11 protein-coding genes and 1 pseudogene are annotated in these 9107 nt (G+C 74.3%); 6 read left to right on the plus strand and 6 right to left on the minus strand.

Annotated features, from left to right (window positions below):
* Positions 1 to 216: 216 nt before the first annotated feature.
* Complete coding sequence (locus ACL02T_RS17895) at positions 217 to 975, minus strand: enoyl-CoA hydratase (protein ID WP_412831865.1); 759 nt, start codon at positions 973 to 975, stop codon at positions 217 to 219.
* Between the two features lie 224 nt (positions 976 to 1199).
* Between ACL02T_RS17895 and htpX the strand changes: the two genes are divergently transcribed.
* Positions 1200 to 2063 carry a zinc metalloprotease HtpX gene (htpX, locus tag ACL02T_RS17900; protein ID WP_412831866.1) on the plus strand — a complete coding sequence of 288 codons (864 nt, stop codon included), beginning with the start codon at positions 1200 to 1202 and terminating at the stop codon, positions 2061 to 2063.
* An 11-nt stretch (positions 2064 to 2074) separates the two neighbouring features.
* Here htpX and ACL02T_RS17905 read toward each other — a convergent pair whose 3' ends face one another.
* Positions 2075 to 3724 (minus strand): class I adenylate-forming enzyme family protein, encoded by a 1650-nt coding sequence (locus ACL02T_RS17905; protein WP_412831867.1) that lies wholly within the window; start codon positions 3722 to 3724, stop codon positions 2075 to 2077.
* 85 nt (positions 3725 to 3809) lie between these two features.
* On the opposite strand from ACL02T_RS17905, the gene ACL02T_RS17910 reads away from it, so the two are divergent.
* Genes ACL02T_RS17910 through ACL02T_RS17920 form a run of 3 tightly spaced genes read left to right on the plus strand, consistent with a single transcriptional unit; the run spans position 3810 to position 5200 of the window.
* Positions 3810 to 4619 (plus strand): DUF6597 domain-containing transcriptional factor, encoded by an 810-nt coding sequence (locus ACL02T_RS17910; protein WP_412831868.1) that lies wholly within the window; start codon positions 3810 to 3812, stop codon positions 4617 to 4619.
* A 52-nt stretch (positions 4620 to 4671) separates the two neighbouring features.
* Entirely contained in the window at positions 4672 to 4971 is a 300-nt protein-coding gene (locus ACL02T_RS17915) for a PaaI family thioesterase (protein ID WP_412831869.1), read from the plus strand.
* Positions 4972 to 5023: 52 nt separating this feature from the next.
* Positions 5024 to 5200 carry a hypothetical protein gene (locus ACL02T_RS17920; RefSeq protein ID WP_412831870.1) on the plus strand — a complete coding sequence of 59 codons (177 nt, stop codon included), beginning with the start codon at positions 5024 to 5026 and terminating at the stop codon, positions 5198 to 5200.
* A gap of 229 nt (positions 5201 to 5429) precedes the next feature.
* Here the strand turns inward: ACL02T_RS17920 and ACL02T_RS17925 are convergent, their stop codons facing one another.
* Positions 5430 to 6134, minus strand: a complete 705-nt coding sequence (locus tag ACL02T_RS17925; protein WP_412831871.1) for a DUF2267 domain-containing protein — start codon at positions 6132 to 6134, stop codon at positions 5430 to 5432.
* Between the two features lie 217 nt (positions 6135 to 6351).
* On the opposite strand from ACL02T_RS17925, the pseudogene ACL02T_RS17930 reads away from it, so the two are divergent.
* Positions 6352 to 7178 (plus strand): annotated as a pseudogene (locus tag ACL02T_RS17930) (MEDS domain-containing protein).
* The gene (locus ACL02T_RS17935) at positions 7175 to 8116 is read left to right on the plus strand and encodes an anti-sigma factor RsbA family regulatory protein (protein WP_412831872.1); all 942 of its coding nucleotides are present in this window, start codon (positions 7175 to 7177) and stop codon (positions 8114 to 8116) included. Before ACL02T_RS17930 ends, ACL02T_RS17935 begins: the two are co-directional and overlap by 4 nt.
* A gap of 10 nt (positions 8117 to 8126) precedes the next feature.
* Here the strand turns inward: ACL02T_RS17935 and ACL02T_RS17940 are convergent, their stop codons facing one another.
* The 3 genes from ACL02T_RS17940 to ACL02T_RS17950 form a co-directional block, all read right to left on the minus strand.
* A complete protein-coding gene (locus ACL02T_RS17940; RefSeq protein ID WP_412831873.1) occupies positions 8127 to 8519 on the minus strand; it encodes a hypothetical protein in 393 nt (130 codons plus the stop codon).
* Positions 8520 to 8522: 3 nt separating this feature from the next.
* Positions 8523 to 8681 (minus strand): hypothetical protein, encoded by a 159-nt coding sequence (locus tag ACL02T_RS17945; protein ID WP_412831874.1) that lies wholly within the window; start codon positions 8679 to 8681, stop codon positions 8523 to 8525.
* A gap of 89 nt (positions 8682 to 8770) precedes the next feature.
* On the minus strand, positions 8771 to 9007 hold the full coding sequence (locus ACL02T_RS17950; protein WP_412831875.1) for a hypothetical protein: 237 nt from the start codon (positions 9005 to 9007) through the stop codon (positions 8771 to 8773).
* Positions 9008 to 9107: the final 100 nt, after the last annotated feature.

Genomic DNA, 9107 nt, shown 5'->3' on the forward strand with positions numbered 1-9107 from the left:
GACGACCCGGTCCTTCGTGATGACATCATGCTCGCCGTCGGACGGCGTGACGGCGGTCTCGTTGGACGTCATATCGAGGTCATTCCCCGGTTCGGCTCGGGAACACAAATGTCCGGACGAGGTTAACGCCTGGTATCGCCCCGTGTCCGTGGGCCCGGTGCCACGTCACATGGCCTCCTTCGTCGGGCGGGGACGGGGTCGTTGACGCGGCCGCCCCTACCGCTTGCTGATGCGCGCCTGGAGCGCCGTCACGCGCTCCCGGAACTCCTCCGAGTGTACGGACGCGGCCTGCGCCCTCACCTCGATCTCGGTCGCCTCGACGTGGGGAATCGGTCCGGAGGTGACGCGCATCGTGGCCTTCGTGGTCTCGATGAGCGAGCGCGGCGCCGCGGCAGCCCGCCCGGCCAGCTCCCTGGCCCCGGCCAGGAGGGCCGCGTCGTCGTCGTACCGGCGCCAGACCAGACCGACCCGCTCGGCCTCGACGGCGTCGAGGACGTCGCAGAACAGGGTCAGGGCCTTGGCCCCCTGGGCGCCGAGGGCCCGGTCGACCATCCACGTGTAGCCGCCGCCGGGGTGCAGGCCGAGCTGCATGAACCGGGCGTCGAACTTCGCGCCCGGTCCGGCCAGGCGGAGATCACAGGCCAGGGCCAGGTTCAGGCCGGCGCCGACCGCGGCCCCGTTGACGGCGGCCACCGTCGGCAGCGGACACTGCGCGACCGCGAGGAAGCCCGAGTAGACGCTCCTGAGCCGCTCGGGATCGGCGCCCTGCAGCTCGGACAGGTCGCCGCCGGCGCAGAACGCCGGGGGCTCGCCCGTGATCACGACGGCACCGACGGCGGGGTCGGCGACCGCGGCGTCGAGCGCGGCGACGAGCTTCTCGGACAGCTCGAGGTTCATCGCGTTGCGGCGGGCGGGGTTGGCGACTGTGAGCAGCGCGACGCCGTCCTCGACCGTCGCGCGGACTTCGGTGGTCATGGAGCGATCCTGACATCCCGCCGGGTCACCGTCCCGCCCGTGACCGTGAACGACCGCCCGTGCCCCACGATCGGGCCCGTCGACCTGGGAGGGAGGTGCGCACGGGTGCGCTGCAGGACGCCTTCCGTCGACCCGTGGGTCTCCTGTGAGCCGGGGCGCGCCGGAACACCGCCTCCGGCCGGGTCGTTGACCCGGCAGGAACCAGGGGAAGGAGCGGCGAGGCGGTGCACGGTCACCTCAACGGGCTGAAGACGGCGGTCCTGCTGGGCGGGATGAGCGCGCTGGTCCTGATCGTCGGGGGACTGGTGGCGGGCCGGACGGGGCTGATCATCGCGCTGCTCGTCGCCCTCGGCATGAACGGCTACGCCTACTTCAACTCGGCGACGATCGCGTTGCGCGCCATGCATGCGCGCCCCGTGACCGAGGCGGAGGCGCCCGGGCTGTACCGGATCGTCCGGGAGCTGAGCCAGCGTGCGCGGCAGCCGATGCCGCAGTTGTACATCAGCCCCACCAATGCGCCCAACGCCTTCGCCACGGGCCGCAACCCGCGCAACGCCGCCGTCTGCGCCACCACCGGTCTGCTCGAGCTGCTCGACGAGCGCGAGCTGCGGGCCGTGCTGGGGCACGAGCTCAGCCACGTCTACAACCGCGACATCCTCATCTCCTGCGTCGCCGGCGCGCTGGCGTCGATGGTCAGCTTCCTGGCCAACATGGCGATGTTCGCCGGGCTGTTCGGCGGGGGCGACGAGGACCGCCCGAACCCGTTGGCCGTTCTCCTGATCGCGCTGGTCGGGCCGATCGCGGCGGGCGTCGTGCAGATGGCGGTGAGCCGGTCGCGGGAGTACCAGGCCGACGCGTCGGGCGCGGAGCTGACGGGCGACCCGCTCGCGCTGGCCTCGGCGCTGCACAAGCTGAAGTACGGCACCGCGCTCGCGCCGCTGCCGCCCGAGCCACAGCTGGTCTCGCAGTCCCACCTGATGATCGCCAGCCCTTTCCGGCCCGGCGAGCAGATGGCCAGGTGGTTCTCCACCCACCCGCCGATCGAGGACCGGATCCGCCGGCTGCAGGAGATGGCTCGCCCGCGCTGACCTCCCGCCCCTCAGCGCAGTGCGCGGCGGAGGATCTTGCCGCTGACCGTCTTCGGCAGCTCGTCGACGATCTCCACGATCCGCGGGTACTTGTAGGCGGCCATGCGGTCCCGGGCGAAGGCGATCAGTTCGTCGGGATCCAGCTCCGCGCCGGCCTTGAGCGAGACGACGGCCTTCACGGTCTCGCCGCGGTACTCGTCGGGCACCCCGACCACGGCCGCCTCGCGCACCGCCGGGTGGCCGTAGAGCACGTCCTCGACCTCGCGCGGCCAGATCTTGTAGCCGCCCGCGTTGATCTGGTCCTTCTTGCGGTCGACCAGGTAGAACCAGCCGTCGTCGTCCATGAACCCGACGTCGCCGGTGCGCAGCTCGCCGTCCGGCAGCGCGTGCGCGGTCTCCTCCGGCTTGTTCCAGTAGCCCGGCACCACCTGCGGGCCCGCGATCACGATCTCGCCGACCTCGCCGACGGGGAGGTCGCGGCCCTCGTCGTCGACCACCCGGACCACGGTGCTCGACACCGGCACCCCGACGGACAGCGCGCCCGACGTCGGGTCGACCGGGGCGCGGGCGCCGAACGGACCCACGTGGCTCGGGCTCGTGGTCTCGGTCAGCCCGTAGGCGTTGTGGATGTACGGGCCGACCCTGCGCTCGAAGGCCTCGACGACGGCCGGCGCGACGGGCGCGCCGCCGCTGTAGACCTTGGTGAGCGAGGAGAGGTCGCGGGTCCGCGCGTCCGGATGCTCCATCATCGCGATGAACACCGGGATGGCGCCGACGACGAAGGTGGCCCGCCAGCGCTCGACCAGCTCGAGCACGGTTCCGGCGTCGAAGCGGAAACCCAGCACCACCGGCGCGCCGGTCAGGGCGGCCACGGCGAGGTGGCCGATCAACCCGGTGATGTGGAAGAGCGGGGCGACGCCGAGGATCACGTCGTCGGGGCCGAGGTGGATCCAGTCCCGGTAGGTCATGGCGTTGAAGACGACGTTGCGGTGCGTGTTCGTCGCGCCCTTCGGTGGGCCGGTCGTGCCCGAGGTGTAGGTGAGGAAGGCGACGGCGTCGGGTCCCGGTTCGGGTACCGGGGGCGGCGGGTCGCCGGCGTGCTGCGCGACGAGGTCGCCCAGGTCGAGGGCGGTGGCGGGACGCTCACGGCAGCTGCCGGCCAGCAGGCCGGGCACCTCGCCCTCGTCGAGAGGGTCGAGCTCCGAGGTGGTGATCAGGGTCCGGACGGCGGTCGACGGCTGGACCTGCAGCGCGACGGGGTGCAGCGACTCCAGCGCGACGAGGACGGAGGCGCCGGAGTCGGCGAGGACCACCTGCAGTTCGCGCTCCCGAAGCATGGGGTTGACCGGGACCACGATCCCGCCGGCCTTCCACACGCCCAGCATCACGACCGCCCACTGCGGCACGTTCTGCAGGTACACCGCCACGCGGTCGCCCGGCCCGACGCCGAGCGCGGCCAGCCCGGCGGCGAGCGCGTCGGAGTCCGCGTCGACCTCGCCGACCGAGCGGGTGGCGTGGAAGTAGTGCAGGAAGGGGCGTTCGGGGATCGCCTTCGCGGTCGCGCGCCACATCGCCAGAGCGGAGGGGAACTCCGGCTCGACGTCGGCCGGGACGCCCTCGTCGTACCGGGCGAGCCACGGACGGTCCGCGTAGGTGGTCATGGCCGACAGTGAACCGCGCGGTGTGACTCCTGTCACGGATGTTCGCGGTCCCGGTTCTGTCGGTGGGGCGCGGCATGCTGTACGGGTGCTGTCGACCACCAGCGAGTGCGGCCTGCTCGGTGTGCGGGACATCGACTTCCGGCTGGACCGGTACCCGCCGTCGCCGGACCTCGCCGAGCTGGTCGAGCGGCACTGGGTGGTCTCGTGGGCGCTGCCGCCGGGGCGCCGGTCGTCGGTCGCGCTGCTGCCGCACCCCTGCGTCAACGTGGTGCTCGACCGCGGGGTGCTCGCGGTCGCCGGGGTCGGGCGGGAGCGGTTCAGCTACGCCTACACCGGGGAGGGGCGGGTGTTCGGCACCAAGTTCCGGCCGGGCGCGTTCCTGCCCTTCCTGAGGCGGCCGGTCTCCACGATCACGGACGTCACGCTGCCGGCGGCGCGGCTGTGGGGGCCTCCGGCGGACGGGCTGGCCGCGTCGATGACCGGACCGGTGCCCGAGCTGGTCGCGCGGATCGAGGAGTTCCTGCGGGTCCGGTGGCCGCAGCGGGATCCGCAGGTCGCGGTGGTGGGGAGGATCGTCGCGGCGCTGCTGCGCGACCGGGAGGTGGCCCGCGTCGAGGACGTCGTCGACCGGTTCGGCATCCCGGCGCGGACGTTGCAGCGGCTCTTCGGCCGATACGTCGGGGTGAGCCCGAAGTGGGTGCTGCGGCGGTACCGGCTGCACGAGGCGGCGGCCAGGCTCGCCGAGGAGCAGGACCGGCCGTGGGCCGACGTCGCGGCGGAGCTCGGGTACTTCGACCAGTCGCACTTCATCCGGGATTTCCACGCGGCGGTCGGACTGACGCCGGTGGCGTACGCACAGGCCTGCCGTCGGCGGTCGGAACCGGTCAGCACCTAGGTTTCTCAACGCTATCCAGATAGGGTGGGCCGGACCGCCGAAGGAGGAGCCGATGACGGACGTGCAGCCCGCCCCGAACGAGCGCACCCACCGCTGGGAGGACCCGGCCGGGATGGCCGCGGCGGCCGGGATGGACGGGATGTCGGCCATGCGCGCCGTCCTGAGCGGTGCGCTGCCCGCCCCGCCGATCGCCGGTCTGCTGGGCTTCGCGCTGGAGGCGGTCGACGAGGCCCGCGCGACCGGATGGGTGATCCACGGCGGCCGCAGCACCGCCTTCGCCCGCGGCGACCTGCGGGACGAGGCGGGGCGGCTGCTCGCGGAGGGCAGCTCCAGCTGCATGATCTTCCGCTGAGCGGCGGTCCCACGGGTGACCGCCGGGCGGACCCGTGGGGCACACTCGTGCCGTGGCAGACGACGACACCTCCACGGCCCTCCCGCAGACCTGTGTCCGGTGCGGTCAGGTCGCCCTGCTGCGCATCGTCGGGCGCTGCGGCGACTGCATCGGCGCGCTCGGGATCCAGGGGGGCGACGAGTACGCGGCCTGGCGGGTCGAGGTGAAGGCGGAGTTCGGGGCCAAGTAGGCCGAGCCGCGGGTGCGGCCGGCTACGACAACGCGTCCGGCGGCAGCACGACGGCGCCGGATCCGGAGGTCGGCACGATCACCCTGACCGGCCACGTCGCCCGAGTCGCCGGCGGCACCCGGCGCCGCGAGACGGTCGCCGAGGGACCGGCCCGGACGGTGACCACAAGATCGTTGCCGGGGCGGCTCGACGGTCGTCGATGGGGCCGACCGGTCGGCCGGGTCGATTCCTAGGCGGACCCGAACTCCGCGACGACCTCGTCGATCCGCTCCGCCATGGCGACGTCGGCCTCGGTGACGCGGTCCCGCCCGGTCCGCACCACGAACTGGACGCCGTCGGTCACCCGCTCGGCGTGGACGTGGTCGTTGCGTTCCCGCGCGGCCTTCTCGACGGACCCGATCAGCGGCGTGACCTGCTCGTCCGGCACGGCCACCGTGCGGCACAGCGCGTGCACGTCCCCGGTCCACATGGTCAGCCGCCGCAGCGCTGCCGCCACCTCGTCGGCGGTCAACGCCGTCGGACGCTCCGGTGAGCGGGTCTCGGTCACCTGCGGCGGGTCCCCGGCGCGTCGCAGCCCGGCGACCGTGTCCCCGGGCAGCAGCGATTCCAGCCGTTCGACGAACCCGGCGTCCTGCTCCCGCAACGCGGAGAGCACGGCCTGGGTCAGGTAGCGGCTCCGCTCCGGCGGCTCGTGGAGCAGCCGCCCCACCTCGCCGAGAACCTCCTGCGCGGTGGCCGGGGCGGTCGGCACAGGCTCCACGAACTGCTCCTCGACCGGCCCGGGCAGCGCGGCGAACAGGTCCGGCCGCTCGGCCTCCGGGGCCGCTCGGACGAGCGTGCCGAGAACGGCGCCGGCCACCTCGCGGGCCTCGTGGGCGTCGTCGAGACCCGCCCGCGTGCACACACCCTCCACCAGCTCCTGGTAGGCGATCACAGATCCTCCCCATGGTCGGTCGGCCGCCCGGCTACCCGCCCGGGCGGGGGCTGAACATCGCGGGTCCCGCGTCCCTCCGGGGTGCCGGACGGCCGCCCGGGGGCCGGGGCGGGTCGCGGCGGCGAGACCCGCCCGGGGCGGCTGCCCCGGGGCCGGCCGTCGCGGCCGTCGCGGACCGGCACCCTCCGAGCCCCCTTCCGACGGATAGGCTCGACCCGTGCGGGCGACGGGACCGATCGACGAGGCGTGCGGCCTCGGGCCGGGCGGTCACTACTGCCTCTCCTTCGACGAGCGCGCGGAGTTCCGCCGCCAGGCCACGGCCTTCCTGGCCGAAGGCGTGGCGCAGGGCGACCGCGTGCTCTACGTCGCCGAGGCCGCGCCGGCCGAGCTGGCCGAGGTCGCGGCGGAGCTGTCCGCCGGGCCCGGCCCGTCGGTGTCGAGGTCGTGTCCGCCGGGTCCGCCTACGGGGCGGGCGAGGTGCTCGATCCTGCCGCGCAGGTGCGCTCCTACGCCGACGCCACGGCGGGCGCGCTCGCCGAGGGGTTCACCGGTCTGCGGGCGGCGGCGGACATCACCGTGCTGGTCCGCAGCGCCGCGCAGCGGGACGCGTTCGCCCGCTACGAGCAGCGCATCGACCGCTACATGACCGGCCACCCGTTCTCCGCCGTCTGCGGCTACGACCGGAGCCTGCTCGGCGCGGCCGCCGTCGCCGAGATCGCGTGCGTCCACCCGGCCGCCACCCCGGGTGCCACGCCCTTCCACTTCTTCGCGCGGGCGGGCGTCGACGCGGTGCTGGACGGGGAGGTGGACCGGACGGGCCGGGAGCTGCTCGCCCGCACCCTCGAGCGCGCCGAGCTCGGCGGCGAGGCGTTCGTCGTCGACGCCGCCGGGTTGGCTTTCCTCGACCTCCGCGGCCTGCTGCTGCTCGACGACCTGGGGCGCCGGGAGAACGTCGTCGTGACCCTGCGTGCGGCGCCGGGCGTCGTGAGCAGGATGGGCGATCTCCTCGACCTGGCGCGCGTGCGCGTGGACACGGCGGCATGAGGACGGGACCGGCGGCCGGGACCGAGGGATACCACCACGAGGCGGCGTTCCACGGCAGCGACGAGGAGCTGCTCGCCGTCACGCTGCCGTTCGTGCGGGAGGGGCTCGAGGTCGGCGACCTCACGATGGTCGCGCTGGCCGACCGCGAGTCCGAGGTGGTGCGCCGCGCGCTCCCTCGCGCCGACGCGGTCCACTGGATCTCCGCGAGCCGGCGGTACGAGACGCCGGCGTCGGCCATCCGGCGCTACCGGGAGCAGTTCGTCGAGGCCGTCGAGGCCGGCCGGACGCAGGTTCGGGTGGTCGGGAACGTGCCGCACCCCGGCTACGGCGCGCCGTGGAGCGGGTGGGCACGCTACGAGGCGGCGGTCAACCACGCCTTCGCGACCCTGCCCGTGTGGTCGCTGTGCTGCTACGACACGCGGATCACCCCGCGGGCGGTGGTCGCCGACGTCGTCCGTACCCATCCGCACCTGGTCACCCCGGACGGTGGCCGCGAGATCAACGCGGCCTTCGTCGCGCCGGAGGAGCTGCTGGTCGAGGGCCTCGCGGCGCCGCTGCCGGCCGAGCCCGGGCCGCCCGCGCTGGTGCTCGACGACCCCAGTCCCGCTGCCGCACGGCACGCCCTGCTGGCCACCGTCGCGCGGCTGGACCACGACGAGCGGGAGGACTTGGTGCTCGCCCTGAGCGAGATCGTCGACAACGCCTGGGTGCACGGTGTCCCGCCGGTCCGGGTCGCGATGTGGACGGGCGACCGGACGGTGGTCACGGTGACCGACACCGGGGTCGGCCCGAGCGATCCCTTCGCGGGCCTGCTCCCGGCCGAGGGCAGCGCGACGGCCGGGCTCGGCCTGTGGATGGCCCACCAGCTCGGTCAGGAGGTCAGCCTGCACCGCGGCCCCGAGGGCTTCACGGTGCGGATGACCGCCGGGCCCTCGTAGCCGCGGCGGATCAGGGCGCGACCGCGTTCGAGATCTTCGTCGTCGTGTCCGGGTCGGCCTCGAACTGCTGCAACACCTGCTGGATCTTCTGCGCGCCCTCGTCGCCGGCCGGGTACGGCTTGTTCTCGACGAGGATCTGTGCCCAGTTCTCCGCGTCGTCGATCCCGGCCGCGCGCAGCGCGGCCGCCAGGTCCGGCTCCGAGGAGGCGCTGACGGAGGTCTGTTGCGGCTGGGCCGCCGCCCCGCCGGTGGTGTTGTCCACGGCGGGCTGGTCACTGCCGCTGCGGCTGCCGCCGGCGCACCCGGCGAGGGCGAAGGCGGCGACGACCGCGAGCGCACCGGCAGCGATCCGGCGCGCCGGCGAGGTGCTCCTGCGGGTGGGGCTCGTGCGGGTGGGGGTCATCGATCAGCGCCCGTGCTCCTCGCCGGGCTCCATCGGCATGCTCGGGGCCCCGGGACGGGGGACCTCCGCCGGATCCGAGTCCAGCGCCTCCGGGTCCTCCTGCTCGGGGAAGGGGCGCACCGGGTCGTCCTCCGGTGTCCGGTCGTCGTGCGGCTCGGTCATGGCTGCCTCCTCCTGGTCGGCCGGGGCGGTCCGTCGTGGACCGCCGGGGGGATTCCTCACCCCGGCGCACGCAAACGCCGCCGGCCGTCCTACGGCCGCGCGCGAGGATGCCGCCGGCGCACCTCGCCCCACCAGATCGCCCCCGCGGTGCCGACGACGACCGCCGCCACGAGGAGCCCGACGGTCATCGTCAGGAGGCCTGCGGCCAGCAGCGCGAGGCCCACCAGCACGATCACGCCCGCACCGATCAGCTCGGCCCGCTGGTCCACGCCGCGCCCCGCGCCCGTGACGGCCGCGAGGGCCCGCCACTCGTCCCCGTCCGGCACGGTGCCCACCTGCTCCCTGACCCGTCTGGTGACTCCGCCGACGGTCCGCCGGCGAAGGGGCATACCCGTTCCCCGGCCGTCCACACCTGCCGGGGCGACT

The sequence above is a fragment of the Pseudonocardia oceanicola genome (assembly GCF_047200735.1).
Classification (GTDB): domain Bacteria; phylum Actinomycetota; class Actinomycetes; order Mycobacteriales; family Pseudonocardiaceae; genus Pseudonocardia.

Excerpts from the sequence above, each read along its gene's own strand:
- ACL02T_RS17895 (WP_412831865.1), bottom strand. The coding sequence starts at position 975 with ATGACCACCGAAGTCCGCGCGACGGTCGAGGACGGCGTCGCGCTGCTC.
- ACL02T_RS17905 (WP_412831867.1), bottom strand. The coding sequence starts at position 3,724 with ATGACCACCTACGCGGACCGTCCGTGGCTCGCCCGGTACGACGAGGGC.
- ACL02T_RS17915 (WP_412831869.1), top strand. The coding sequence starts at position 4,672 with ATGACGGACGTGCAGCCCGCCCCGAACGAGCGCACCCACCGCTGGGAG.
- ACL02T_RS17935 (WP_412831872.1), top strand. The coding sequence starts at position 7,175 with ATGAGGACGGGACCGGCGGCCGGGACCGAGGGATACCACCACGAGGCG.
- ACL02T_RS17940 (WP_412831873.1), bottom strand. The coding sequence starts at position 8,519 with ATGACCCCCACCCGCACGAGCCCCACCCGCAGGAGCACCTCGCCGGCG.
- ACL02T_RS17945 (WP_412831874.1), bottom strand. The coding sequence starts at position 8,681 with ATGACCGAGCCGCACGACGACCGGACACCGGAGGACGACCCGGTGCGC.